The following is a 23,802-nucleotide window of genomic DNA, read 5'->3' as shown; positions in this document are numbered from 1 at the left end:
CTTACGCCGCGTCGGTGACGGGGCCGTCCTCGCGTCGGCGTTGTTGTCTCGCCGCTCTGTCGAGGGGGTCTTCGAGTTCGCCCATCACCGACTCGAAGGCGTCCGTCGCAGTGAGGAGGCCGACGACCTCACCGTCTCGCGTCACCAAGGCGAGTTCCTGACTCTTCTCTTGGAACAGGTCGATGGCGTTGCTGACGCTCGTGTTCGCGTCTATCGTCATCGATTCGACCGCGAGCGACTCCATGTCGACCTCACCCGCCGACAGTTCCTCGAATCGGTTCAACACTGCCGGCATGTAGACGATGCCACGAAAGTCGTCGACCGACTCGCCGACCAACGGGAACCGCGTGTGCGGGTGGTCTTCGACGATGCTCAGGTTCTCCTCGGGGCTGTTCGTCGTCGACAGCGCGACGATGTCCTTACGACCGACCATCAGCTCTTCGATGGCGGTCTCGCCGACGCGGAGCGCGTTCATCACTTCCTCTTGGCGCTCCTCGGAGAGTTCGCCCTCGTCGAGGACGTTCCCGAGTTTGTTCCGGAGTTCGGCCCGCGACTCGATGGCGTCCTGTTCGGCCTCCAGCCACGCACCCGTCATCTCGATACCGAACAGCCGGAGCGTCCACTTCGCGACGCCGTCGCCGAGTTTGATGAGTGGCGAGATGAGGAGGGCGAAGTAGTACAGCGGCGTCGCACCGTATCGACAGACGAACTTGGTCCGCTCGACGCCCAGATAGGTCGGCGTCTGCTCGCCGTGCGTGAGATGCAGGAGGTTGATGATGAGGAACGCGATGATCCCCCCCGCGCCGACGGAGGCGAGCCAGGTGTTCTGCAGATACGGTTCGAACAGCGCGGCGAGCGCCGGTTCGGCGACGATCCCGACGGCGATGCTCGACGCCGTGATGCCGACCTGACAGCTCGTCAGGTAGATCTCGAGATCGTCGGTCATCTCCCATGCGCGACGTAGTCCGCTGGTGTCGAACTCCGACTCGGAGTACTGCCGCACTCGGGTGAGCGCGAACTCGATAGCGACGAAGAAACCGTTCGCGAGAATAAGTCCCAATCCGGCGACGAGCCGGAGCACGACCTCGGGCGTGTTCATTCAGGTTTGATTTCTCCCTCGGTATAAAAAAGCCATGTGGCCTTCAACCGTCTAACTGGACGGCGCGCCCCGTCTCCGAGGAACGGTAGATGGCGTCGATGACGCGCTGGACGGCGAGCCCCTCCTCGATGGTGTTGCGGGTCGGCGCATCGCCGGTGCGGACGGCCTCGACGAACAGCGCCTGTTCGGCCTCGTGGGTGTCCGTCGTCTGCGTGTCGACCTCGGTGTCGGTCAGGTGGTTCGCCCCCTCCGTCGCCGCCTCGTAGACGGTGAGCTCCTGGCTCCCGCGGTCGAAGCGCGCGCCCGCGTCGGTCCCGCGGATGACGAACTCGTCGTTGGTCGGACGGTTGACGGCCCACGCGACCTCGAGCGAGACGGTCGACCCGTCCGCACAGCGGAGGAACGCGCTGGCGGAGTCGTCGACGTCGAACTCCTCGGGACCGCTGTCCGTCCCCCACATCTCGACGAAGGCGTAGTCGTCGCGGCCGCCGAACTGCGAACGCGTGACGCCCGAGACCTCGACGACCTCCGGATAGTCGAGGAAGTACAGCGCGAGGTCGACGGCGTGGACGCCGATGTCGATGAGCGCCCCGCCGCCGGCGACCTCCTTGTTCGTGAACCACGATCCGCGTCCGGGAACGCCGCGGCGACGGACGTAGTTCGCCTCGACGTGGTCGACGTCGCCGAACCGGTCCTGTCGCTGGTAGTGTTTAATGATCTCGACCGGGTTAGAGAAACGGTTGTTGAATCCGACCATGCAGAACCCGTCGGCGTCGGCGTCGGCCTCGACGATGCGCTCTGCGCTCTCCAGGGAGTGTGCGAGCGGTTTCTCGAGGAGGACGTCCAGTCCGGCCTCCAGCGCCGAGACGGCGTACTCCTCGTGGAAACGGTTCGGTGTGGTGACGATGACGGCGTCGGCGACCTCGTAGAGGTCGGTCGCGTCGTCGTACGCCGTCACACCGAACTCTCGCTCGAAGCGCTCGCGAGCGGCTTGGGCGATGTCGACGCCGCCGACGAGGTCGGCGTCCTGTCTCGTCAGTCGAGTCGCGTGGTGGTGGCCGATGTTTCCCAGTCCGACGATACCGATACGCGGAGAACGGTCGTTACTCATCGATAACGGAGTTTACTCAAACGGTAGTTAAGTATCCCGTTTCCGACGGCGAAACGACCGTCGTCGGCGACGAAAAGATCGGCGAGCGGTCGGGTCAGTAGAGCTGGCGTTCGCGGTCGTCGCGCTCTTCCTCTTCGCGTTTCTCCTCCTTGAGACGCTTCCGTCCGCGGAGGTACTGCCGACCTTTCGGGATGTAGACGTTCTTCAGATCCATCACGAAACGCACCACTCCGTACGCCCACGGCAGGAACAGGAGGGTGACGAGCGCGACGTACAGCCAACCGAACTCTGTGACCATGTGAGCTAGTCGTCGCTTTCGGCTTCCGTCCCGGTAGTGCTTTCGGCGGTCGTGGGCTTGACCAGACCGTGCTGGATAGCTTCGCCGGTGTTCGTGTCGAACAGGTGGACCCGACTCCGGTCGAGCACGACGTCGACGTCCTGATCCTCTTCGATGTCGCTGTCAGGGTCGACGCTCATGAGCAGTTGGTTGCTCGACGCCGTCTCTTCGAGGCTGGTCTCGACGTCCTCCGCCAGGAGGAGGTAGATGAAGATCTCGTCACCCATCGGCTCCATCACGTCGGAGATCGTGTCGATCTCGGCGGTCGGGTGCGAGAGTGTTCGCCCGTCTTCGACCGGATAGACGTCTTCCGGCCGGATGCCGAGGGTCACCTCGTCACCGACGCTGACACCCATCCGCGCGGGGTCGAACTCGACGCTGAGGTTCTCTGATTCGAACCCGTTCTCCGAGATGGTCCCGTCGACGAAGTTCATCGCCGGCGACCCGATGAAGCCGGCGACGAACAGGTTCGCCGGTTCGTTGTAGCAGGTCAGCGGCGGGTCGATCTGCTGGAGCTGTCCGGAGTCGATGACCGCGATCCGGTCGCTCATCGTCATCGCCTCCGCCTGGTCGTGCGTGACGTAGATGATAGTGGTGTCCAGCTCCTTGTGGAGCCGCTGGAGTTCGGTCCGCATGTGGACCCGGAGCTTGGCGTCGAGGTTCGCCAGCGGCTCGTCCATCAGGAACACTTCGGGGTTCCGGACGATGGCGCGGGCGATGGCGACGCGCTGGCGCTGCCCACCGGACATCTCGTCGGGCATCCGGTCGAGCATCCCCTCTAACTGGACGATGTCCGACGCCTTCTCGACGCGTCGGTCGATCTCCTCCTTCTCGTAGTCGCGGAGGCGGAGCCCGAAGCTGATGTTGTCGTAGACGTCCATATGCGGGAACAGCGCGATGTTCTGGAACACCATCGCGATGCCGCGGTCCTTCGGCGGCAGGTTGGTCACGTCTTGACCGGCGATGTACACCTGCCCATCGGTCGGCTTGGTCAGTCCGGCGACCATCTCCATGGTCGTGGACTTCCCGCACCCCGAGGGACCGACGAGACAGACGAACTCGCCGTCCCGGATCTGCACGTTCATGTCGTCTACTGCCGTTACGTCGTCGTACTGCTTCGTTACGTGTTCGAGTTTTACGTCTCCCATTGTCTTACTCCTTGAGTGCCCCTGCGGTGAGGCCGCTGACGATCTTCTCCTGTGCGATGATGACGAGGATGGCGACCGGCAGCACCCCGATGATGCTGGCCGCCGCCATCAGGTGATACGGCGTGTCGAACTGCCCCTGGAGGCCGAGGATACCGCCGACGATCGGCGCCCAGTTCCCTGCCTCTCCGTTGTTCATCAGGAACGAGAAGAAGAACTCGTTGTAGACGCTGATGAACGTCAGGACGCCCGCCGTCGCCACGCCGGGCGCCGACAGCGGGATGATGACCCGGAACAGCGCGCCGAGTCGGGTGGTCCCCTCGATCCGCGCGGCGTCCTCTAGTCCGTCCGGGATCTGCCCGTAGAACGTGGTGAGGATGAAGATGGACAGCGGCATGAACAGCGCGCTGAACGGCAACACCATCGACCACGGCGTGTTGAACAGGTCCGGGCTGTTGAGGAACAGCTGCTCGCCGAACACGATCGAGGTTCCGAGCAGCGGAACCGCCACGTTGCCGGTGAACAGCTCGAACAGCGGGATGAGGAACGCCGCCGGCGGGAAGTACGAGATCGCCAGGATGCCGAGCATCAGCGGTGCCTTCCCGGGGAAGCGGAGTCGGCCGAAGACGTAGCCGGCCAGACTCGCCAACAGCAGGACGATGACCGTCGTCATGATCCCCAACACCAGGCTGTTGAACATGAAGATGTGGAACGGGACGCGTTCGAACACCGTGATGAACGACGCCGGGTTGAACCCGTTCGGTACGAGACCGACGTTGGTGAGCAGGTTCTGCGGCGTCAGCGCGAGCACCAACAGCCAGTAGAACGGGAACAGTGTGGTGAACAGGAAGATGACCGTCGCGACGTAGAACATCGCGCGGTAGACGCGCTCGGGGTTCTGGATGGAGCTCTCCACCCAGCTGCCGAGCGGTCCCCGCTTGAGCGGGCGGTCTTCGCCGATTCCGGTGCTCCCTTGTCCTGAGTCTGCTGCCATGTTAGAATCCTCCCTCCGCGTCGGCGAACTTCACGATGTAGACGCTGACGACGATTCCGATGATGGCGGCCGTGACGAACGCCACGGTGGCGGCCGTCCCGTAGATGCGCGAGCTGAAGCTCGACACGACCAGACAGGACAGCGACGGCACCGTCTGACAGCCGCTCGTCGTCTCGATGATCCCGTACACCCGCATCGCCGCGATGGTGCGGAACAGCATCGCGACCAGGATGGTCGGCAGGATGAGCGGGAAGGTGATCAGCTTGAACTGCTGCCACGGCGACGCGCCCGCGACGCGAGCGACGTCGTAGAGCGAGCGGTCGATGCTCTGCATCCCCGCGAGGATGAGAAGCGCCATGAACGCCGTCGTCTTCCAGACGTCGGCCACCGTGATGATGAGCAGTGAGTCGATCGTGTTGATGAGCGGCGTCGTCCCGATGATACCCAGCTGGTTGAGTATCGAGGGGTTCTGACTCGTCCCCACGAGGAACCCGATACCGGGCTGGAACAGCAGGTAGAAGATCATCCCCTGGATGACGATGGGGACGGCCCACGGGATGATGATAGCGACGCGGACCCACCGACGGCCGCGGAACTCTTGGTCGAGCACGAGCGCCTGGACGAAGCCGAGGATGGTCTCGAAGAAGACGCTGGCGACGGTGAAGATGAGCGTCACGCCGAGCGCGCTCGACACGATTCCGCCGACCGACAGCGACGTCGGCATGAACGGTGCCGGCAACGCGTAACTCTTCTGGTTGGTGAGCAGTTCAACGTAGTTCTGGATTCCGACGAACTCGCCGAGCGTGGCGCTTCCGGCGATCGCGTCCGCGAACAACGACATGCCGAACGTCGTCACGAGCGGGTAAATCGCGATCACTAGAAGCAACAGCAGCGCCGGAGTGAGGAGGAAGTACGCGAACGCCGTCTCGCTCAGGTTCTCCATCCAGCGGACTGCCGAGACGTACGGACCTGACCGAGAGCTGTCACGTATGGCTCCCTGGGATTCTTGTTCTGTTGCCATGTGTAACAATAGATAATGTGGTACGAGGTGTTTAGGCGTTGTCCTCGGTCTATGCGTTGTTCTCGATCTCTTGGAGCGTCGACTTGAGATCGCTCATCGCCTGCTTGGGGGCCTTGTTACCCGCGTAAGCAGCGTTGACCTGCTCGGCGACCGGACCGGACTGCTGGGTCCAGACGGCGGTGACCGGCCGCGGCACCGCGTTCTCGCCGGCGACCTTCAGCTGCGGCAGGTAGCGGCCGATGATCTCGACCTCCTGTGCCTGGTCGGAGTCGAGCAGGCTCGGACGCGGCGGGATCCAGCCGATGATGCCGAACAGATCGAGCTGGAACTGCTCTTTCTGCATGACCTTCATCACCTGCAGGGCGGCCCGCTTCTTCTCGTCGGGCGCGCTCGGGTTCATCGTCATGTGCCAGCCGCCGAGGGCGGCGACCGGACCGCCGGTCCCCTCGTACTGCGCCTTGTCGGCGGTGACGCCGTACGGGATCGGCATCACGCCGAGTTTCTCGCCGAAGGCTTCCTCCGCCCCGGCGGCGTTGATGGAGTACGGCCAGTTGCGGTGTGCGACGACGTTGCCGTTCATGAACGGCGCACGCGACGGCTCCTCGGTCCACTGGAGCACTGCCTCGGGCGAGATCTGCTGGATGCCGTCCATCGTGTTGTCGGCGTCCGAGCCGTGGATGAGCGAGCGAACCATCTTGATCGAGTCGATCACCGGCTGCTCGTTCACCGTGACCGGGCGGTCGCCGATCGGACCGAACAGGTTGTCGTGAGAGCCGAAGAAGGCGCCGCCGTAGGAGGTCATGAACTCGTTGAAGTCACAGCAGGAGAGCCCCTCGTAGACGCTCGCCTGGAACGTGAACCCCATGAGGTTCTGGTTGTCGCTCGCGTTCACGGCCTCGCTGACCGCCGTCGAGAACTTCTCCCACGTGGTGGACTCGGTGGCCCACTTCTCGAAGTCCGACTGGCCGTAGCCGGCCGCCTCCAGCAGGTCCTTGCGGTACTGGACCGTCGGGAAGTCAGGGAACAGCGGCATCCCGTAGAGGTCGCCCGATTCGGGATGCTTCGCCGTGGCGACGCTCGCCTCGAAGTAGTCGTTGTTGATGGTGTCGGTCATGCTCGACGGCAGCGCAGAGCTGAGGTTCTGCAGCTGCTCGCGCACGATGAACGGGATCGTCCACCCGCTGTCCATCATCAGCAGCGTCGGCTCCGACCGCCCGGCGCTCAACCACTGCTGGTACTGCGACTGGCGGTTGTCGGTCACCTGCGACCCGGCGACGATCTCGACGGTGATGTTGTCCGGGAGGCCGGCGTTCGACATCGCCTCTCTGATGGCCTGTTTGTTGTCGTTGACGCGGGTGTCGGCCGCCCACTGCACCGTGATGTCCCCTTCAGGTGCTTCGGTGTTGATGGCCTCGCCGCCACCGTTGCCGCCGTCACCACCGTCGCTGCCGCCGTCACCACCGTCGCTGCTAATGCAGCCGGCGAGCCCGACGGTGACACCGGATGCGCCCGCAGCCTGTACGAACCGACGACGAGAAACACCGCTTCGTCGTCCGTTCTCGTGTGAGTCACTGTCAACCATTACAGTTGGGAGCTATGGATAGGATTTATTTAAACGTTCGGGAAAGATTACTACCTCTGTTGTAGTGAATTCGCTGTCATCTGCATCTCCCCGCTGTCTGCCATACAACCGCGGTGGTAAAACCCGTTTTGGCTTCATTGATGAACAATCCCGATACAGAGTCATCTTCCGTACAGTTCCGGACGCCGACCGACCAGCGCTCGGTGTTCACAACTCTCAAGCCACCGGAGCAGCGACTCTCCCTCATGTCACTGCTCGACTCGCTCCGTCGCCCGGAGTACACGGGCGAGAATCGGTGTCTCTCCTGTACCGCCGTCAACAGCGCGTTCGTCCTCGCGGTCGCCGGTCTCGTCGGCCGCCGATGGCGGCCCGCTGGCGCTGCCGTGCTCGCAGTCGGGGCGGCCGCCGTCGCGCTCCGCGGATACGTGGTCCCGTACACACCTCAGTTCGCGCCGCGACTGGTCGAACCACTCCCGTTCGACTTCAAACGACGCGCCGAGTCGTCGGACTCGTTCTCGACGGTCTCCATCGACGACGCCGCCGCCGTCGACGACAGGGCTGCCAGAGTCGCCGACGCCGGTGAGGACGCCACCGTCGACGACGCGACCCGCGCTGTCGACGCCGACACCGCCGACGACGCCGGCCTCCCGAACTCCGACTCGCTGACCGCCGTCGACGCCGACGGCGAACGAGTGATGGTGTCGTTGCTCGAGGCGGGTGTCATCGTCGACGACGGCGAGACCGTCCGGCCGAGCGACGAGTTCGCCGCCGACTGGGAGTCGGCGATGGCCGACCTCCGGACGCTGGACGACGATGAACTCGCCGCCGCCGTCGCCGACGCCGCGCCGTTCGACGCCGCCGGCGCGACCGACGGCGACTGGGTCGTCGTCGAGGGCGAGGGACAGGCGGTACATCTCTCGCGGCCCATCGCGATCGCCGAGACCGCCGCCATCCGGGTGATGGCCGACGCCGACGTCCCGGCGGACCGCCGGGTCGAGGCGGCCCAACCGCTCCGGATGTTTCTCGAGAGCTGTCCGAACTGCGGCGACGTCGTCGAGGAGACGGACACCAAGAACTGCTGTGGTGGCTCTGCGGGAGCCTACGGCGGCGTCGTCTACGACGTCCTCGTCTGTCAGAGCTGTGACGCGCTCGTCTACGAGTTCGACGAGACGGTCGAAGCCTGAGTTCGACTGGCTCGTTCAGGCCAGCCCCGGCGGCGACTCGCGGCCGAGATGAAGCTCCTGTGCTTCGATGTCTTCGAGCGCCGCGACCAGACCGCCGACCTCGACCGGCCCCTCCTCGGTCTCGATGACCATCGAGGCGACCTCCTCGGTGTCGACGAACGAGACGTCGACGACCTTCCCCTCGACCACCGTCTGGTTCCCCGTCTCGACGTCGCGTCCCTGGACGGTCGCGTAGAACTCGCCGCCGATGTCGCGGACGTCTTTGACGGCGCGCCGGATCGATGCGTACCGGCGCGGGAACGGGCGACTCTTCCCGTCGGCGGCGAGCGTCTCGGCGGTCGTCCAGAGGACGGTCCCGAAGAAGCCGCTGACGAGGAAGCCGAGCGCCGAGCGGTTGAAGATGACGCCGTAGCGGTCCTGATCGTCGCGGAGCGCGTCCTGCGTGGCGTACACCGAGTACTCGCCGTCGGCGACGGCGAGCACCGGCGTCGTGATCCCGCGACGAGCGCGGGCGATGGTGCAGATCTCCATGTAGTCGAACTCCGCGGGGTCGGGTGCGCGACTGGCGGGCGTCACGAGCAGGTCGATGCTGACGCCGTCGTCGATGGCGGCCGCCAGATCGTCGTAGAACCGCCGCAGCAGGTCCGGCGTCAACGACAACACGAGTTCGTACTCGGCGTTGTCGACGACCTCCTCGATGTAGCGGAGGATCGTCGAGCGCGACTTCACGAGCGAGACGGCCTCGGTGTCACGGGCCGGGGCGGTGTAGCGCGCGCCGAGTTCGTCGACGAGCTCCGTCAGCGACGACTGGATGTTGCCGAAGGAGTCCTCGGGGTCGACGGCGACGATCTTCATCGGCCGCGACTCGCGGAGTTCGACCAGCCCGCGGTCCGACAGGCTTCGAACCGTGTCGTACACGCGCGGCTGCGGGATGTCTGTTCGGTCCGCGATCTCGCTGGCGGTGAGTTCGCCGTGTTCGAGCACGGCGAGGTACGCGTCGATCTCGTACTCGCCGAGGTTGAAGCGCTCGCCGACGCGCTCCATGTTGACTCGGAGGTCGTCTGCCATGAGTCACCCACTATCCTCCTGACTTAAGGTATTTACTGAAATACGAGTAGCACGGGTTTGCGTAAACACGTGGTAGGTAACGGACGTTGGTACAGGACGTCGACGACGGAAGCTAAAGAGGACAACGCTTTTTCGCCGACCCGGAGACAGATAGCGCATGACCACTGGCTGGCATCGTCTGGCAGACGGCGTCCGTCTCCAAGCCGACGGTGCGAGCGGCGAGCAGGCCACCAGTATCTTCGACTTCGTGCCGTGGGTGCAGGCGTGGCCGCCGCTGCAGTTCCTCGTCGTCATCCTCTTTACGCTGATGGGCGCGTACCTCTCGACGTACATCCTGCGACTTCTCGGCCGGCCAGTCGCCAGACAGTTCAGTCGTGAGAGCGTCGCCCAGACGGTGCTCCGCGGCGTCCGCGCGGGGACCATCGTGCTCTTTGCGCTGCTAGGGATGACAGTAGCCGGCCTCGAGATCGGCAACATCGTCCTCTCGCTGACGGTGCTGTCGGCCGTCCTCGGTATCATCCTCGCGCCCATCGTCGGTAGCGTCATCAACGGCCTGTTCGTCCTCGCGGATCAGCCGTACGAGATCGGCGACATGATCGAACTCGACGACGGCACCCGGGGGTTCGTCGACGACATCACGCTGCGGTACACGAAGATCATCACGCTCGACAACACCTTCCTCGTCATCACGAACTCCGCCATCCGCGAACGCGACGTCACCAACTACTCCGCAGAGGACGAACGGACGCGACTCTCCTTGGACGTGCTCGTGACCTACGAGTGCGACGTCCAGCAAGCGCGCGAGTTGATCGAACGCGCCGCCAGACAGTGCGAGGAAGTCGTCGAGGGCGGCCCCGACATCCGCATCGGGAGCGCGCGCTATCCGGCGACTCCGCGTGTCCTCATGAACGACTACGGCGACCACGGCGTCCTCCTCAGACTGCGCTACTGGGCGAAGAAACCGTACAAGATCGCGGCCGTCCAGTCGAACGTCCGGACGAAACTGTGGGGGCTCGTCGACGATGCCGACGTCGACGTCGAGTTCGCCTACCCGCACCAGCATCACGTCTTCGACGAGACGAGCGGTCGCGCGGAAGTGGCCGTCACCCGCGGTGGCGACAGACGGTACGCGGTCGACGCCCGACCCGAAACCGACCCCGAAGCGACCGCGGAGACGGAGAGCGGCGAGGGAACGGTGTCGTCCGACGAGTGAGGGCGTGCCGGCGTCACGGCGTCGACCGCTCAGTCGGCCCGTACCGTGATGACGGTACAGTCGAGTTTCTCTCGCAGGAACGACTCGATGTCCGGGTCGTCGAGGAACCGTCGGAGCGTCCGCCGCCACCGGCCGGCCTGTTTCGAGCCGATGACGACGACGTCAGCGTTCTCGGCGGCGACCTCCTCGAGTATCGTTTCCTCGACGAGGAAGCCACGCCGGACGGCGTACCGCGTCCGCGGAACCTGCCCGAACTCGCGTTCGACGGCGCGTTTCAACTCCGTCCGCGTCACTCCGTCGTTGTCCTGATACAGGTTCACGTGGAGCACCGTCAGATCCGCAGCGCGGTCCTCGGCGACGCGGATCGCTTCGGCGAGCGTCGCACGCGAGTGACTGGTCAGGGGGTACCGGACGGGGACGACGACCAGCGTCATTGGTCGACGTTCTCCCCTCGATAGTGTCAACCTTGCCCTTCGCTCATCGGGTGCGACGGTGAGTCACACGTCGGCTCGACCGACCGTTCGTCACGAGAATGGGTTCTCACGCGTCTCTCTGCGACGGCTCCGCGGGGGACGCCGTCGACATCCGTTCGATCCGCCCCTCGACCGCGGGGTCGATGCCACGTTCGCGTGCGTACGCCGCGAGCTGTTCGTGTTGGATACCGAACTCGCCCGCGCGGTGGCGCTCCTCGACGGCCGGGAACTCGTGGTCCGAGTGGAGGAGATACTCCGCCATCGCCACCGTGTAGAGTCGGTCGGGGTCGACCGTCTCTCCGGCGACCGTCGCCTCGACGAGTTCCGCCGCGTCGTCGTCCCAGACGATCCGCGCGCCGCTGACGTGGCCGTGCCACCACCCCGCCTCGCCGAAGTCGACGACGGCGGCGCTCATCTGCCGGAAGGCGTCCAGCAACTCCGCGCCCGTCACCTCGGCGAGGACGACCTGCTCCTCGAACGGGATGACGCTCACGAGGTCGGCGACGGTCACTGCGCCTTCGAGCGGCGGCCCCGCGCGGATGCCGCCGCTGTTCTGGAGGGCGACGTCGGCGTCGGTCGCCCACCGGTAGGCGTCGGCGACGAAGTTCCCGACCCGACACTCCCCGCCGTGGACCACGTCGGCGCTCCGTTCGATGGGTCGCTCGACGGTCGCGACCACCTCGTCCAACCCGGCCTCGGCGACGCGGCTACGCAACGCCTCGGCCAGTCGTGGATTCTCGGGACCGTCCGCGGGGTCGTGGCGCTCGACGCGGACCCCCTCCTCGTCGACGACGACTTCGAGCACCGTCTCGCCGTTGACGCCGGGGCGGGTGAGCACGGTGCCGTCGACACGGTCGACGCGCTCGCTGTGGACGTGCCCGCCTAGGACGACGTCGACGTCGACGCGGCGGGCGAGTTCGTCGTCGCCGCCGCCGAGATGCGAGAGAGCGACGACGCGGTCGACGCCTTCGTCTCGGAGTGCCGAGACAGCCCGCTCGGCCGCCTCGTAGGGGTCGGTGAACGTCAGGTCGGCGGCGCTGGGGTTCAGCGAGTCGGTCGCTGGGTCCGTAACGCCGAAGAAGCCGACGCGGACACCGTCGACCTCCTCGACGGTCCACGGGACGACGCCCTCCGCGGCCCCGAACCGCCCGCCGTCCTCGTCGCGGACGTTCGCGCTCACCCACGTCTGCGGGGTCTCCGGGAGGAGCGCACGCGTCTCGTCGGGGCCGTAGTCGAAGTCGTGATTGCCGAACGTGGAGAGGTCGGCGTCGACGGCGCGGAAGAAGTCGACCGCCTGGTGGCCCTTCGCCACCATCGCGACGACGCCCGGCGAGGTGTTGTCGCCGGTGCCGACCACGAGCGCGTCGTCGCCGCCGAGTGCGGTGATCGTTCCGGCGAGACGGCCCGCACGCTCCGGGTCGTCGTAGACGTTCTCGACGTCAGAGTAGTGGAGAAACCGCGGCATGACCGGGTGTGACGTCGCCGACGACAAGAAGCCGTCGAGACGTCGTCGCCGGCGACGTTTCTTCGCTCCCGCGAGGGATGATCCGATCGCCAGGTTACGCTTCCGGCTCTTCGAGCTGGAAGGCGACCTCGACCTCTGTCTGGTACTCACGGTCCTCGACCGAGGCGATCTCGACGCCCATCTCCTTCACTTCGACCCAGTGGACGTTGTCGAGGGTGTCGTTTGCGCGGTCGACGGCGTCGTCGACGGCGGCGTCGAAACTCTCGTCACTCCGACCGATGAGGGTGATCTTCTTGTATACCATCGCATCTGTCTGTTCACTCGGCTAGGGCAAAAAGACACTCCCCGACCAGAACAGGTTCCGCGGCCGACGGGACGACGCGAAGTCGGCCACTCACTGGCGGTTCAGTCGGGTCGCGAGCGCGCCGACGACGTCTGTCAGGTAGGCGGTCCCCCAGATCGAGACGACGACGCCGCCGACGGTGTTGAACACGAGGTCGGTCATCGTGTCTTCGAGGCCGTACTGCGTCAGGACCGCGTCGTTGCCGAGGAGGTCTGCCGCCCCGCCGATGGCGAACTCCAGCACCTCCCAGAGGACGCCGAAGGCGACGACGAAGAGCAGGATGAAGACGAACATGAACCGCTCGGGGAGTTCGACGCCGTCGGTGTGCTCCTCGATCGCGCGGGCGACCGTGTAGCCGATGGCGGCGACGACGCTGGCCGACAGCGCGTGGGTGACGCTGTCCCACCACGGCAGCGACCGGTAGAACGTCTGTTCGGTGCCGGGGATGCCGACGGTGCCGAGCGCGTGGAGGAACACCGCGGTGGTGATCCAGAGCGTCAACCCGGCGTTCATCGGGATGTGGTAGTCGCGTTCGAGCGTCGCGGGCAGGTAGGTGATGAGGAACGCGACGCCGGCGTTGACGACGATGCCGAGGTCACCTCGCTCGAAGCCGACGAACAGCAGTCCGACGAGCGTCACCTGCATCGCTCGTGACAGTCGCCGCTGGGTCCGCTCGTCGAGGCGGACGAGGGCGCGCACTCGCGACAGCGCGTCCGTGGCGGAGGTGGACTCCGACTCTCTCCCCGAGTCGGCGCTCACGACTCGACCTCCTCTAGAAGCGCCGCCTGTCTGTCGCGTCGCCGCCGGAAGTAGAACTCGAAGAGGAACCCCGCGCCGACGCCGGCGACCGTGGCGGCGACGAAATCCCACATCAGTTCGGTCTCGGGCGTCGCCCCGGTGTTCCGATCGACGAGGAACCCCGTGCCGAGGTAGAGATCCGACAGCCACTGCGCGACCGCCCACACGCCGGCGGCAGCCATCGTCGCGATGACGACGAAGAGGACGGCAAAGGAGTAGTTCATCTTCACCGACGTGAACACGTCCAGTTCGACGGCGATGATGAGCGCCACCGCGGCGACCGCGAGATAGGTCGTCACTCGGCCGGTGAGCGTGATGCCGTCGACGCGCTGGCCCACGACGACCACGCGAGCGAGCATCGGGAGCGACGCCAGCGCGATCACCTCCCACGGGAGCATCGAGCGCGGGTTCCGGGCGGCGACCGCCGGCACGATCGCCAGCGCGACGACGACGAGCGTGAACCCCGCCCAGAGGAGGTCTCGGCGGAGGAGCGCGGCGACGGCGACGACGGCGAGAAAGCCCACGAGCAGCCACCCGAGGACGGCGTTCACCTGTCGGCGCTCGACGACGTCTCGGAGCCCGGAGCGTGACATATCCTGACGTAGGCGTCAGCCGAGGCAAAACCTTTCCGACACGTCGAAAACGGTCGCGGCGACCGGGGGCGTCGACGACTGCCCTGACGGCCGGCGAGGAGCGTCAGGCCAGGAGGTACGCCAGCGAGTACGCCACCCACCCGAGCGTCACCGCCGCCAGTCCGGTGACGGCCGCCGACAGCCGCTCCGGGAGTTCGAAGGTGGGTCGCCGTAGCCGCCGCGACGGGACCGACCGCCGGAACCGCGGCGTCGCGCCGACCGCGCCAACGGCGAGGACGGTGAACACGAACGGGTACGAGAGGTCGAGCGTCGGCGCCGGGATGACGAGCAGGCTGCCTGCGTAGCCGACGCCGAGCGCCGCCCGAGCGTCGACGGCGGTCCGGAGCGACCGCCCGGTCAGCCACAGCCCGACGAGCACCGCCGCCCAGATCGTCGCGAGTTCGAGTCCGAACGCGCTCAGCAGATGGACGGTCGGGTCGGCGTGCAGAGTGAGTCGATCGGCGAACACGACGGCGTCCAGCGGATACAGCAACGCCGGCGGCTCGCCGGTGAAGAGATCGCCGAAGGGGTGGGAAGCGACGCCGAACAGCGCCGCGGCGGCGAGGCTGCAGGCGTCTAGCTCGGTCCGACGGACCGCCACGAGTGCGATACCGAGCGAGACGGCACAGAACAGCCCCATCACGACTGCACCGAGCAGGCCGCTCTTCGCGCCCGCGGCGACGACGAGGGCGGTCGAGAGGAGCAGACCGCCGCCGGTCGACAGGCGACTCGCTCGACGTCGCCGCCCCCCGAGCGAGGCGGCCCGCACGCCGGAGGCGACGAGGCCGACCGAGAGCGAGACGAACAGCGCGACCACCAGCGAGTGGGTCACCGCCCGGTGGACGAGGTTGCCGGTCTGCCAGAAGGCTCCGGCGAGCGCCAGCGCGTTCCCGACGCTCGCGGTCGCGACGCCGACGAGGGCGTACGCCATGTCGACGTCGGGCGCGGCCGCGAACAGCCCGGCGACGAGGCCGACCGAGAGGGCACGCTCTCGCGGCCACCCGGTGAACGCGGCGACGCTCGCGGCGACCGCGAACGCGAGGAGGGCGTGACCGACAAACACGACCGTGCGTTCGTGCGCTGAAAGAATAAGCTCCTCGGAACGCGTGCTAACTCGTCACAGCCTCCTCGGTCGGTCGGTCCTCGCCTGCCGTCTCGACTTTCTTCCACTTCTTTTCTATCTCGGCGTTCCCGCGGACGACCGTGTCGCCGTCGACCGCGAGGCGGGTCTTCCGGAGTTCGATGGTCTGGACGACGCCGGTGGTGTCACCCGTCTCGACTGTGTCGCCCGGCATGAAGTCGGGGTCGCGGAGGAGGTAGATACCCGCGACGGCGTCGGCGATCATGCTCGACGTCGCATAGGAGACGCCGAGTGCGACGAACCCGGCGGCGGTGCCGAGTGACGCCGCGATGTCCTCCAACCCGACGATCGAGAGGAAGGACAGTCCGACCCCGAACCAGAGAAACACGCCGACAACCGTCGTGACGAACTGCCGATAGACGGGTGACTCGCCCGGAAGCGTCTGTTTCAGGGCAACCTTCAGCACGAACAGGACGACCTTCACGAGCACCGCTGCGAGCAGCAAGAAGACGAGTCCGGAGACGACGGCCGGGAGTGCCGTCCGAATGTTCGCGACGAAGTCGACGAACGCCTGCGTGACGAGGCCGCTCTGTAAGACGAGCATGTCGCTTGTCGACACGCGGGCGACGCAAAAATCGGGGGGCTGTCAGACCCGGTCGGCCGCTAGTCGGTAGGCCGACTCGGGCCGACGTCGGTCAGGCCGGAGCTGCGCCGTGGACGACCTCGTAACTACCGTGGTCGTCGACGCCGATGACCGCCCAGTCGTAGGGCGGTTTCGCCTCCATCAGTCGCTCGCGGAGTTCCCCTGTATAAGCCTCCCACGTCACGAAGCAGCGCAAACGGGGTTCGTCACCGTTCCCCCCGTCCGTGAGGACGCGCTGTTCGGTCTCCGCGTCGATGCCGCTCATCGCGGTTACGTGGACGGTCCGCCACTTACGTTCCGCCGTGAGTTCAGTCCCCTCGCCGGAGACGACGTAGCCGAGGCGGGTGAAGATCTCCCGCGCTTGCTCGACTGGTGGCATGGTAACAGGGGCCATGTAGCTAACCATACTACAGCCCTTGTGATAAATCTTGGCACCGTTCGAAAATCGAGCGCTTCGAGGCCTCTACTCGTCGAACTCGGTTACTCGTGGGCGGCGTCCCACTCCTCGGGTTTGCGGATGTTCTCACACCGGTTGCAGACGATGCGACCCATCGTGTCCATCGCGTTGTCGAACGTCCCGCAGTTGTCGCAGTAGAACCCCCAGCGTCGGTCGGCGTCCTCGGAGACGTAGACGACGAAGAACGGGGCCTCCGACCCGCGGACGCCCGCGCTCCGGTCGACGTACACCTGCTCGCCGTCCGCCGTGGTGGCCGTTTCCAGTGTCATTGCCCCCGCTACGGCGCGGTGGCTTTTGAATGTGGTTCTCGGCGGTCAGAGGTAGATGGAGTCGCTTCCGCATCCGTTCTGTAGAAAGTCCAGGTAGTACTGGGTGGGGGAGACAAACGAACGGCAGACTCGCCCATCCCGCCAGCGACGTCGCCGCCGCGGCGCTCCCGAGTCGAAGCAGACCACGTCGCGAGTGGAGGGCCATACCTCCGGTTCGGCGAACGCTGAAAAGAACCTTTCTCTACGTTCTGAAGGACTCGCCACAGCCGCATTCGCTCTCGACGTTGGGATTCTCGACGTGGAACCCCTTCGCCTGCAGGCCGCCCTCGTAGTCGAGCGTCGACCCGCCGATGTACTTCATGCTGGCGGGGTCGACGAACACCCGAAGTCCGTGGAAGTCGGTGACCGTGTCGTCCGGCTCTGGCTCGTCGTCGAAACGCATCCCGTAGGAGAGCCCCGCACAGCCGCCCTGCTGGACGAACAGGCGGAGTCCGGCGACGTCCGTATCCATCCCTTCGCCGTCGAGAAGCGAGATGGCCTCCTCGGCCGCCGCTTTCGTGACCGTGATGGGGGCTCTCGTCTCCCCGTCGGCGGTTTCCGTGCTCATAGGTGACTCTTACACGGCCGACCGTGTTAACCCTGACGCCGACCCCCGTCGTGACCCGTCTCCGGCGGTCGCAGTCAGCGCCGCGCAGTCACGAGAATCGCCCCTTCGCCGGCCGCGTCGTGGTCGACGGTCACCCGACCGAACCCCGCCGTCGCCAGCGCGGTCTGCACCGCCTCGACGTCGACCGTCCGGATCTGTTGGCGTTCGCTCGTCGTCGCCTCTCGCCCGCTCTCGAGGTCGGTCACGCGGTAGTCGATCCGGCGTTCGACCCCCGGCAGCGTCGGTGCGGGGACGACGTCGACGGCGCGTTCGAGGCGGTACCGCTCGTCCGTGAACACGCCAACCGTCTCCGCGTCGACCGCGACGGGGTCGACGACGGCGTCGAAGACGAGGACGCCGTCCGGCGCGAGGTGGTCGGCGACCGTCGCGAAGCAGGCCGCGAGGTCGCCGTCGCTCGCGAACTGCGAGACGGCGTACTCGAAGGCGACGACGGCGTCGAACCGCCGTCCGAGGTCACAGTCCGTCACGTCGCCGTCTTCGAGCACCGCATGTCGGACCCGACGTTCGGCGAACGCCAACAGGTCGGGGTGGGCGTCCAGCCCGACGACGTGGGGGAACCGCGCCTCCAGGCGGGGGAGCAGTCCGCCGACACCGCAGTCCACCGCCAGCACCGTCTCCGCCGTTCGGGGGGTCCGCTCGGTCACCGTCCGGAACTGTCGGTCGTAGTCGTCCTCCGCGTCGGCCGCCAGCCGGTCGGCCAGCGGGGCGAGCGTCGTCGCCAGCGAGTGCTCCCCGTCGGGGTCCTGTAGGACGGCCTCGCAGGCCTCGGCGAACGTCCGGGCGGGCCGAGCGTCGGTCACTCGTCGGTGTCTGCGTCTCCGTCGTCGTCGGCGAATCGCCGCCGGACGCTCTCGGCGTGCGCCTCCAGCCCCTCCGCCTCGGCGAGCGTCGTGATGGTCGGCGCGAGGTCGTCGAGTCCGTCGCGGTCGAGTCGCTGAACCGTCGTCGACCGCAGGAACGTGTCGACCGAGAGTCCACCGTACAATTTCGCCCCACCGTTCGTTGGGAGGACGTGGTTCGTCCCGGAGGCGTAGTCGCCGGCCGCGACGGGCGTGTACGGACCCAGGAAGACGCTCCCTGCGTTCGAGATGCGGTCGAGCAGTTCCTCGTCGTCGCGAGCCTGAATCGTCAGGTGTTCGGCGGCGTACTCCTCGGCGAAGAGGACGGCCTCGGACATCGACCGCGCCAGCAGGACGCCGCTGGCGTCGTTCGCGAGAGCGTCCTCGACGATGTCGGCGCGCTCGCGGTCGGCGGCCTGTCGCTCGACCTCGTCGACGACGGCCTCGGCGGTCGCCTCGTCGTCGGTGACGGCGACGACCGACGAGTTGGGGTCGTGTTCGGCCTGTGCGACGAGGTCCGCCGCGACGAACGCCGGGTCGGCGGTCTCGTCGGCGACGACGAGGATCTCGCTCGGCCCCGCGAGGAAGTCGATCTCGACGTCGCCGCGGACCTCGGCCTTCGCGGCCGTCACCCACTTGTTGCCCGGGCCGACGACCTTCTGGACCGCCTTGACGGTCTCGGTCCCGTAGGCGAGCGCCGAGACGGCCTGTGCGCCACCGACGCTGTAGACCGCGTCCGCGCCCGCGGCGTGGATGGCCGCCAGCGTCACGGGGTTGATCTCGTCGGCAGGCGGCGTCGCGACGGCGACGTGGTCGACGCCGGCGACCTTCGCAGGGATGACGCCCATCAGCGCGCTGGAGGGGTAGGCGGCCGTCCCGCCGGGCGCGTAGACACCGACGCGGTCCAGCGGCCGGAAGCGACGCCCCAGTTCGCGCCCGTCGAAGTTCTCGCGCCAGTCGTCGGGGAGCTGTCGTTCGTGAAACTCGCGGACGTTCGCCGCCGCCGTCTCGATCGCCTCGCGGACCTCCTCGTCGATCGCGTCGTAGGCGCGTTCGGCCTCGTCGGTGATGTCGAGATTCCCCACCTCGACGTCGTCGAACTCGCGGCAGAACTCCCGGACTGCGACGTCGCCCTCCTGGTGGACCCGGTCGACGATGTCGCGGACGTCGCCCCGAACCGCCTCGATGCCGGCGTCGCGTGCGAACAGCGCGTCGCGCTCGTCCGGCCCGAGGTCGGCGATCTCACGTATGTTCATGATCCGGAGTTCGGAACGGTCGCGAAAAACGGTTTCCATCGCGTCACACGCTCTCGGTCGAGTGGACGACCGCGCCGCTCCGTTCGGATATCTCTCACTCGACCGACCAGACACCCTGTCGAAGGTCAGCCCACGTCGCGACCACCACGTGCGGCAGCGTCAACACGGCGAGGAAGACGAGATAGAGCCCCGAGAACCCGGCGACGTCGGTCGGCGCGTAGGGGGCGGCGACGAACAACCCCGCGAGGACGACGAGCGACGCGACCGAGAGCGGTGCCGCGTCCAGTGTGAACTGCCACAGCGCCGCAGATGGTCGCCCCTCGTCGAGGGCGAGCGCCGAGGAGTCGTCGAGTGCGGCCACGCGGAAGACGTGCCGAAGGGCGTGCCACACCGAGAAGTACACCCCGATTGCCAGCACCGGCGGGACGACGGCGAAGTAGCCCGCGAGCAGGACTGTCTCGCCCGCGTCGACCTGCCACGCGCGCCACGTCGCGGCGGTCCCGTTTCGGGCGCGAAGACCGCCGAGGAGGAGTGACCCGACGACGAGCACCGCAAACGAGGTGCCGAGACCCAGACGCACTTCCGGGTGGAACGCCCACCCGAGAGCGTCGGCAGCGGCGGGGTCGAATCGGGAGACCACCAGTTCCGCGACCGTTCGATAGGCAGCCGGAAACGCCAAGAGCGGAACCAACATCGGGAGGCCGCCCCGAACGAGTAGCGTCAGGAGTCGCTGTGGGCGTGTCTGGAGGTGGTCCTCCCCGAACGAGCGCAACGTGGCAAGATCGCCCTGTCCCCAGTGGTACCACGTCAAGAGGATGAACGCGACGAACGACGCCGCCGGGGCGACGAACCACGCGAGGACGTACGCACCGCCGACGACGAGATAGACGACGCTCACGACGCCGAGATTCCGGGCGAGCGAGTCGGAGTCGCCTCGGAGTCGTGCGACGACGAGATGGTCGACCGCTCCGTGTGGGAGGCCGAGGACGGCCAGCGTCGCCAACAGGACCACGTACTGGACGCTGTCCGGAACGGTGCCACCGACCAGACTGCCCACAGCGAGCGCGGCGACGAGGAGCCACGCTGGCCGAAGTGCCGTACGGACGACCGTCTGCGAGTGTTCGACCCACGCGGCGCGCTCAGTGCCGTCTGCGTGCTCGGTCATCGGTCCACCACCCAGAGGAACAGTACGAGTCCCTGCACGACGAACATGTTCGTGACGAGGAAGAACAGTCCCTCCTCGACCGGGAGGCCGCCGACCGTGACGCCCGTCGTGTACGCCGGCGACAGCGACCAGATGCCGAGGTCGATCGCGACCCGGTCACCCGCGGCGAGATAGAGCGTCGGGACGCCCACTCCCAGGGTGACGAGTCGACGCTGCTCCCAGAGCTGTCTCCACCCGAACCCCCACTGGAGTGCGAACACCGGTCCCGCCCACGCGAGAATCGCGCCGAGGTAGAACGTCGCGTCCGACCCGAGAAAGACGGCACCCACTGCCGTCACGACGGCCCCGGCGAGAACGCCACCGGTCCGACTGCCGAGTGTCATCCCCGTCCGCCAGGTCGTTGCGGTCGGGACTCGGGGGAGGCGAGCGAGCCACAACCCTGTCAACACAGGCTGTAGCAGCATGAAGAGGTACTCCTCGGCGGGCGCGCGCCATATCGTCGCCAACACGGCGTTCTCACCGTACCACCAGACGCCACGGCCGATGAGTTCGTTGTCCCACGGCGTCGTGTAGACGAGACCGACGGCGGTGACGATAGTGAGACCGGCAGCCACACAGCGTCGACGGCCGAGCCTACAGTCGCCGGCCCACAGGAGCCCAGCGAGCACTACGAGCGGAGGGCCGAGCAGGAGGACGAGGAAATCCAGGTACGTCAGTGTCATCAGGGTGAATCGTTCATCACGGTTGTTCGGTTCGATAGGTCAGTCTGCTGAAAATTACGGTGGAGCTTTCGATGCTGCGACCGGCGCTCAGGCCGTCGCCGCAGCAGTCGGGGTGCTCGCCTTCTCGAGGACGGCGCGGCTCCGCAGCAGCAGGAAGCCGAAGCCGACCTTCGCCGAGAGGTCGAGCACCATGAACGCGGCCGTCTCCCAGTACAGCGGGAGGATACCGATGGTCCCCTCCGTGCCGAGGATCCAGACGACCGGGTACAGCAACCACAACACCATCGTCAGGTTGCGAAGCGTGCTGAACAGGGACTGTACCTCCGCGTCACGGGTCTCGACCTGCTTCGAGAGCGTGCCGACGAGGATGTACAGGAGCGCGAGCAGCGCACCAGTGCTGATACCCCACCACATGATGCGGTACGTCGCGTTCGGTTCCAGGGCGGCGATGAGCCCCGTCGCGATCATGAACACGTCGAGACCGACGAGGGTCGCGATGGTGTTCCGGTTTGCACCCGCGAGGAGTGCGAGGTCGAGCAACAGCAACGGCGTCGTGAACACCCAGTCGGCGTACCGCGCCCAGTAGATGTCCAGCGTTCTGTTACCGACCTGTACCTGTGTCAAGCCGAACCCTGTCGCCATGAGGAGGTACATCGCCGCCGCGATGGTGGTGATGAAGATGGTGATGATGTAGAACTCCTGCATCTTCTTGTCCGTGACTCCACGGCCACGGCCGACGAAGTACAGAGTCCCGATTGTCATGCCCAGTGTCCCGATCCACAGCCACAGTGATTCTGCGCCTACAGTTACCATACAGTGTGTACGTGGGCGCGCGTGGAAATATCGGTGTCGATAATCGAAGATAGTGAGGGATATCTTCGAGTTTATTGTGATAGAAGCCCAAGTATATTTGCTCTATCGAAAATAAGCAGTAGCTTGTGAATAATTTCTGTTAAAACGTACAGTCGTGTGAACCGAACACACGCGAACCAAAGCGTATATTTGTGTTGTTCGGTGTATCGGGTTTCAGCGGCAGAACAGTGAGACCGACCGCAATCATGACTGAATCAGACCCCCTCACCGACCCGATCGCAGATGCGATTTTAGGTGGCTCGACCTACGAGCGACTCCGTCTCCAGCGCTTTAGCTTCTTCAAGCAGCCTGTCCCGCGAAAGCTCGCGTGGCAGAGTGGCCTCCTCTTCGTCCTCGCGCTCGTCCTTCCACTGGCCGCGGGTTATCCGGCCGAGACGAAGGCGCTCTTCGCGAGCCACTCGCCAACGGCTGCCTCCCCGAAGATGCTCTTGCTCGGACTGGTCGGCGGCGGCATCGAACTCGGAACCGCGAGCGCGCTCGTGGCAGTGACAGTTCGCCGCCTCCAACTCGAACCGGACCTCACGGAGGACGCGGCCCGGCGACTCCTCAACGTCGAAGACGTCGCGACTCTGGTCGGGGTGGTCACCGGTGGCTTCGCCGTCCTGTTGACCCTCGCCTTCTTCGTCCTCGGTTATGCTGGTCCAGAAGCAGTCGCCGCGTTCGTCGAATCGGGCGGAACGAGTCCGTTTGCACCCTCCGGTGTCGGCGTGAGTGTCACGACCCTCGCCGTCGCCGCGCTCTGCGGTAGCCTCGTCGTCTTCGCTTCGAGTGTCGGCCTCGACCGGGTTCTGAACTGAGCGGCCGGAACGAGCCACCTCAATCCGGGTTGTACTCGACCTCACCCGTCCATCGACCGAAGACGTCGTCGCGTTCCGTGTCCTCGTCCATGAGCAGCACAGTCACCTCCAGCGTTCCGGGCCCGAAGGTCGTCAGGCCGCCGCCGCGGACCGTGATGTTGTACTCGCCGTCATCCTGCTCCAAGACGAGTTTCGTCCGTTCCAGCAGTTTGTCGTCCACGAGGACGACGAAGTACGGTTCGCCGTCTGCGGTCCCGTGGTCGGGGTCGACGTTCTCCATCGTCGTGTTCGCCCGGACGCGGAGGTCGAATTCGAGTAGCCCTCGCCGTCGGCCCCCTCGACGGTGTTCACGAACTCGACACTCGCGATGCGACCCTTCTCGACCTGCTTCTCGTCTACCTGTGTGGGGCTGTTCGGTGGTGTCGGCGAACTCCACTCCGCGGTCGGCGTCGGTTCGGACGTCGTCGTCGCGGTCTGCGTTCCCGTCGCTGCGTCGTCTGTCGTCTCTGTCGTGTCCGTCGGCGATACGTCTCCGGAGCCGATTCCACCCGTACAGCCGGCCAAGAGG

Annotated in this window: 27 protein-coding genes; 3 read left to right on the top strand and 24 right to left on the bottom strand. The window is 66.2% G+C overall.

Annotated features, from left to right (window positions below; translation table 11 throughout):
• Position 1: 1 nt before the first annotated feature.
• The 7 genes from BSG17_RS09710 to BSG17_RS09680 all read right to left on the bottom strand — a co-directional run bounded on the left by BSG17_RS09710 (position 2) and on the right by BSG17_RS09680 (position 7,289).
• On the bottom strand, positions 2-1,099 hold the full coding sequence (locus tag BSG17_RS09710; protein ID WP_089823467.1) for a CNNM domain-containing protein: 1,098 nt from the start codon (positions 1,097-1,099) through the stop codon (positions 2-4).
• 43 nt (positions 1,100-1,142) lie between these two features.
• Positions 1,143-2,210 (bottom strand): Gfo/Idh/MocA family protein, encoded by a 1,068-nt coding sequence (locus tag BSG17_RS09705; protein WP_089823465.1) that lies wholly within the window; start codon positions 2,208-2,210, stop codon positions 1,143-1,145.
• Between the two features lie 94 nt (positions 2,211-2,304).
• Positions 2,305-2,508: a DUF8005 family protein gene (locus BSG17_RS09700; protein ID WP_089823463.1), complete on the bottom strand. Its 204-nt coding sequence runs from the start codon at positions 2,506-2,508 to the stop codon at positions 2,305-2,307.
• Positions 2,509-2,513: 5 nt separating this feature from the next.
• On the bottom strand, positions 2,514-3,695 hold the full coding sequence (locus BSG17_RS09695; protein ID WP_089823461.1) for an ABC transporter ATP-binding protein: 1,182 nt from the start codon (positions 3,693-3,695) through the stop codon (positions 2,514-2,516).
• Positions 3,696-3,699: 4 nt separating this feature from the next.
• Entirely contained in the window at positions 3,700-4,686 is a 987-nt protein-coding gene (locus tag BSG17_RS09690) for a carbohydrate ABC transporter permease (RefSeq protein WP_089823459.1), read from the bottom strand.
• Between the two features lies 1 nt (position 4,687).
• Positions 4,688-5,629, bottom strand: coding sequence for a carbohydrate ABC transporter permease (locus BSG17_RS09685; RefSeq protein WP_170864770.1), 942 nt, complete (start codon positions 5,627-5,629; stop codon positions 4,688-4,690).
• A gap of 127 nt (positions 5,630-5,756) precedes the next feature.
• Positions 5,757-7,289 (bottom strand): extracellular solute-binding protein, encoded by a 1,533-nt coding sequence (locus tag BSG17_RS09680; protein WP_089823455.1) that lies wholly within the window; start codon positions 7,287-7,289, stop codon positions 5,757-5,759.
• A 245-nt stretch (positions 7,290-7,534) separates the two neighbouring features.
• Here BSG17_RS09680 and BSG17_RS09675 point away from each other — a divergent pair, with 245 nt between their 5' ends.
• Positions 7,535-8,473, top strand: a complete 939-nt coding sequence (locus BSG17_RS09675; protein ID WP_089823453.1) for a DUF8054 domain-containing protein — start codon at positions 7,535-7,537, stop codon at positions 8,471-8,473.
• Between the two features lie 15 nt (positions 8,474-8,488).
• Here BSG17_RS09675 and trmB read toward each other — a convergent pair whose 3' ends face one another.
• On the bottom strand, positions 8,489-9,541 hold the full coding sequence (gene trmB, locus BSG17_RS09670) for an HTH-type sugar sensing transcriptional regulator TrmB (RefSeq protein WP_089823451.1): 1,053 nt from the start codon (positions 9,539-9,541) through the stop codon (positions 8,489-8,491).
• A gap of 157 nt (positions 9,542-9,698) precedes the next feature.
• Between trmB and BSG17_RS09665 the strand changes: the two genes are divergently transcribed.
• Positions 9,699-10,754, top strand: coding sequence for a mechanosensitive ion channel family protein (locus BSG17_RS09665; RefSeq protein WP_089823449.1), 1,056 nt, complete (start codon positions 9,699-9,701; stop codon positions 10,752-10,754).
• A gap of 29 nt (positions 10,755-10,783) precedes the next feature.
• Here the strand turns inward: BSG17_RS09665 and BSG17_RS09660 are convergent, their stop codons facing one another.
• The 15 genes from BSG17_RS09660 to BSG17_RS09590 all read right to left on the bottom strand — a co-directional run bounded on the left by BSG17_RS09660 (position 10,784) and on the right by BSG17_RS09590 (position 22,377).
• Entirely contained in the window at positions 10,784-11,188 is a 405-nt protein-coding gene (locus tag BSG17_RS09660) for a universal stress protein (protein ID WP_089823447.1), read from the bottom strand.
• Between the two features lie 106 nt (positions 11,189-11,294).
• Positions 11,295-12,692 carry a bifunctional metallophosphatase/5'-nucleotidase gene (locus BSG17_RS09655; protein WP_089823445.1) on the bottom strand — a complete coding sequence of 466 codons (1,398 nt, stop codon included), beginning with the start codon at positions 12,690-12,692 and terminating at the stop codon, positions 11,295-11,297.
• A gap of 94 nt (positions 12,693-12,786) precedes the next feature.
• A complete protein-coding gene (locus BSG17_RS09650; protein WP_089823443.1) occupies positions 12,787-12,996 on the bottom strand; it encodes a dodecin in 210 nt (69 codons plus the stop codon).
• A gap of 90 nt (positions 12,997-13,086) precedes the next feature.
• Complete coding sequence (locus BSG17_RS09645) at positions 13,087-13,680, bottom strand: DUF2238 domain-containing protein (protein ID WP_089823915.1); 594 nt, start codon at positions 13,678-13,680, stop codon at positions 13,087-13,089.
• Between the two features lie 110 nt (positions 13,681-13,790).
• Complete coding sequence (locus BSG17_RS09640; protein WP_089823441.1) at positions 13,791-14,426, bottom strand: hypothetical protein; 636 nt, start codon at positions 14,424-14,426, stop codon at positions 13,791-13,793.
• Between the two features lie 103 nt (positions 14,427-14,529).
• A complete protein-coding gene (locus BSG17_RS09635) occupies positions 14,530-15,528 on the bottom strand; it encodes a metal-dependent hydrolase (RefSeq protein WP_089823439.1) in 999 nt (332 codons plus the stop codon).
• Positions 15,529-15,574: 46 nt separating this feature from the next.
• Positions 15,575-16,150, bottom strand: coding sequence for a mechanosensitive ion channel domain-containing protein (locus tag BSG17_RS09630; protein ID WP_089823437.1), 576 nt, complete (start codon positions 16,148-16,150; stop codon positions 15,575-15,577).
• Between the two features lie 91 nt (positions 16,151-16,241).
• A complete protein-coding gene (locus BSG17_RS09625) occupies positions 16,242-16,583 on the bottom strand; it encodes a DUF7116 family protein (protein WP_211609099.1) in 342 nt (113 codons plus the stop codon).
• An 86-nt stretch (positions 16,584-16,669) separates the two neighbouring features.
• A complete protein-coding gene (locus BSG17_RS09620; protein WP_089823434.1) occupies positions 16,670-16,915 on the bottom strand; it encodes a DUF5816 domain-containing protein in 246 nt (81 codons plus the stop codon).
• Positions 16,916-17,156: 241 nt separating this feature from the next.
• Entirely contained in the window at positions 17,157-17,522 is a 366-nt protein-coding gene (locus BSG17_RS09615) for a HesB/IscA family protein (protein WP_089823431.1), read from the bottom strand.
• Between the two features lie 74 nt (positions 17,523-17,596).
• The gene (locus BSG17_RS09610) at positions 17,597-18,382 is read right to left on the bottom strand and encodes a class I SAM-dependent methyltransferase (protein ID WP_170864769.1); all 786 of its coding nucleotides are present in this window, start codon (positions 18,380-18,382) and stop codon (positions 17,597-17,599) included.
• On the bottom strand, positions 18,379-19,677 hold the full coding sequence (gene hisD, locus BSG17_RS09605; protein ID WP_089823910.1) for a histidinol dehydrogenase: 1,299 nt from the start codon (positions 19,675-19,677) through the stop codon (positions 18,379-18,381). The genes BSG17_RS09610 and hisD overlap by 4 nt, the downstream gene beginning before the upstream one ends.
• Positions 19,678-19,771: 94 nt before the next feature.
• Positions 19,772-20,842: a Brp/Blh family beta-carotene 15,15'-dioxygenase gene (locus tag BSG17_RS09600; protein ID WP_089823430.1), complete on the bottom strand. Its 1,071-nt coding sequence runs from the start codon at positions 20,840-20,842 to the stop codon at positions 19,772-19,774.
• The gene (locus BSG17_RS09595; RefSeq protein WP_089823428.1) at positions 20,839-21,564 is read right to left on the bottom strand and encodes a lycopene cyclase domain-containing protein; all 726 of its coding nucleotides are present in this window, start codon (positions 21,562-21,564) and stop codon (positions 20,839-20,841) included. The genes BSG17_RS09600 and BSG17_RS09595 overlap by 4 nt, the downstream gene beginning before the upstream one ends.
• A gap of 87 nt (positions 21,565-21,651) precedes the next feature.
• Entirely contained in the window at positions 21,652-22,377 is a 726-nt protein-coding gene (locus BSG17_RS09590; protein WP_089823426.1) for a bacteriorhodopsin, read from the bottom strand.
• A gap of 245 nt (positions 22,378-22,622) precedes the next feature.
• Between BSG17_RS09590 and BSG17_RS09585 the strand changes: the two genes are divergently transcribed.
• On the top strand, positions 22,623-23,234 hold the full coding sequence (locus tag BSG17_RS09585) for a hypothetical protein (protein WP_089823424.1): 612 nt from the start codon (positions 22,623-22,625) through the stop codon (positions 23,232-23,234).
• A 19-nt stretch (positions 23,235-23,253) separates the two neighbouring features.
• On the opposite strand, the gene BSG17_RS25945 is transcribed toward BSG17_RS09585, so the two are convergent.
• Positions 23,254-23,514 (bottom strand): hypothetical protein, encoded by a 261-nt coding sequence (locus tag BSG17_RS25945; RefSeq protein ID WP_139246583.1) that lies wholly within the window; start codon positions 23,512-23,514, stop codon positions 23,254-23,256.
• Between the last annotated feature and the right edge of the window lie 288 nt (positions 23,515-23,802).

This window comes from Halogranum amylolyticum, assembly GCF_900110465.1.
Taxonomy (GTDB): Archaea; Halobacteriota; Halobacteria; order Halobacteriales; family Haloferacaceae; genus Halogranum; species Halogranum amylolyticum.
Note: the sequence above shows the minus strand (reverse complement) of the source record. Positions and strands in the feature narration are given on the sequence as shown.

Excerpts from the sequence above, each read along its gene's own strand:
- BSG17_RS09710 (WP_089823467.1), bottom strand. The coding sequence starts at position 1,099 with ATGAACACGCCCGAGGTCGTGCTCCGGCTCGTCGCCGGATTGGGACTT.
- BSG17_RS09705 (WP_089823465.1), bottom strand. The coding sequence starts at position 2,210 with ATGAGTAACGACCGTTCTCCGCGTATCGGTATCGTCGGACTGGGAAAC.
- BSG17_RS09700 (WP_089823463.1), bottom strand. The coding sequence starts at position 2,508 with ATGGTCACAGAGTTCGGTTGGCTGTACGTCGCGCTCGTCACCCTCCTG.
- BSG17_RS09695 (WP_089823461.1), bottom strand. The coding sequence starts at position 3,695 with ATGGGAGACGTAAAACTCGAACACGTAACGAAGCAGTACGACGACGTA.
- BSG17_RS09690 (WP_089823459.1), bottom strand. The coding sequence starts at position 4,686 with ATGGCAGCAGACTCAGGACAAGGGAGCACCGGAATCGGCGAAGACCGC.
- BSG17_RS09685 (WP_170864770.1), bottom strand. The coding sequence starts at position 5,629 with ATGGAGAACCTGAGCGAGACGGCGTTCGCGTACTTCCTCCTCACTCCG.
- BSG17_RS09680 (WP_089823455.1), bottom strand. The coding sequence starts at position 7,289 with ATGGTTGACAGTGACTCACACGAGAACGGACGACGAAGCGGTGTTTCT.
- BSG17_RS09675 (WP_089823453.1), top strand. The coding sequence starts at position 7,535 with ATGTCACTGCTCGACTCGCTCCGTCGCCCGGAGTACACGGGCGAGAAT.
- trmB (WP_089823451.1), bottom strand. The coding sequence starts at position 9,541 with ATGGCAGACGACCTCCGAGTCAACATGGAGCGCGTCGGCGAGCGCTTC.
- BSG17_RS09665 (WP_089823449.1), top strand. The coding sequence starts at position 9,699 with ATGACCACTGGCTGGCATCGTCTGGCAGACGGCGTCCGTCTCCAAGCC.
- BSG17_RS09660 (WP_089823447.1), bottom strand. The coding sequence starts at position 11,188 with ATGACGCTGGTCGTCGTCCCCGTCCGGTACCCCCTGACCAGTCACTCG.
- BSG17_RS09655 (WP_089823445.1), bottom strand. The coding sequence starts at position 12,692 with ATGCCGCGGTTTCTCCACTACTCTGACGTCGAGAACGTCTACGACGAC.
- BSG17_RS09650 (WP_089823443.1), bottom strand. The coding sequence starts at position 12,996 with ATGGTATACAAGAAGATCACCCTCATCGGTCGGAGTGACGAGAGTTTC.
- BSG17_RS09645 (WP_089823915.1), bottom strand. The coding sequence starts at position 13,680 with ATGCAGGTGACGCTCGTCGGACTGCTGTTCGTCGGCTTCGAGCGAGGT.
- BSG17_RS09640 (WP_089823441.1), bottom strand. The coding sequence starts at position 14,426 with ATGTCACGCTCCGGGCTCCGAGACGTCGTCGAGCGCCGACAGGTGAAC.
- BSG17_RS09630 (WP_089823437.1), bottom strand. The coding sequence starts at position 16,150 with ATGCTCGTCTTACAGAGCGGCCTCGTCACGCAGGCGTTCGTCGACTTC.
- BSG17_RS09625 (WP_211609099.1), bottom strand. The coding sequence starts at position 16,583 with ATGGCCCCTGTTACCATGCCACCAGTCGAGCAAGCGCGGGAGATCTTC.
- BSG17_RS09620 (WP_089823434.1), bottom strand. The coding sequence starts at position 16,915 with ATGACACTGGAAACGGCCACCACGGCGGACGGCGAGCAGGTGTACGTC.
- BSG17_RS09615 (WP_089823431.1), bottom strand. The coding sequence starts at position 17,522 with ATGAGCACGGAAACCGCCGACGGGGAGACGAGAGCCCCCATCACGGTC.
- hisD (WP_089823910.1), bottom strand. The coding sequence starts at position 19,677 with ATGAACATACGTGAGATCGCCGACCTCGGGCCGGACGAGCGCGACGCG.
- BSG17_RS09600 (WP_089823430.1), bottom strand. The coding sequence starts at position 20,842 with ATGACCGAGCACGCAGACGGCACTGAGCGCGCCGCGTGGGTCGAACAC.
- BSG17_RS09595 (WP_089823428.1), bottom strand. The coding sequence starts at position 21,564 with ATGACACTGACGTACCTGGATTTCCTCGTCCTCCTGCTCGGCCCTCCG.
- BSG17_RS09590 (WP_089823426.1), bottom strand. The coding sequence starts at position 22,377 with ATGGTAACTGTAGGCGCAGAATCACTGTGGCTGTGGATCGGGACACTG.
- BSG17_RS09585 (WP_089823424.1), top strand. The coding sequence starts at position 22,623 with ATGACTGAATCAGACCCCCTCACCGACCCGATCGCAGATGCGATTTTA.
- BSG17_RS25945 (WP_139246583.1), bottom strand. The coding sequence starts at position 23,514 with ATGGAGAACGTCGACCCCGACCACGGGACCGCAGACGGCGAACCGTAC.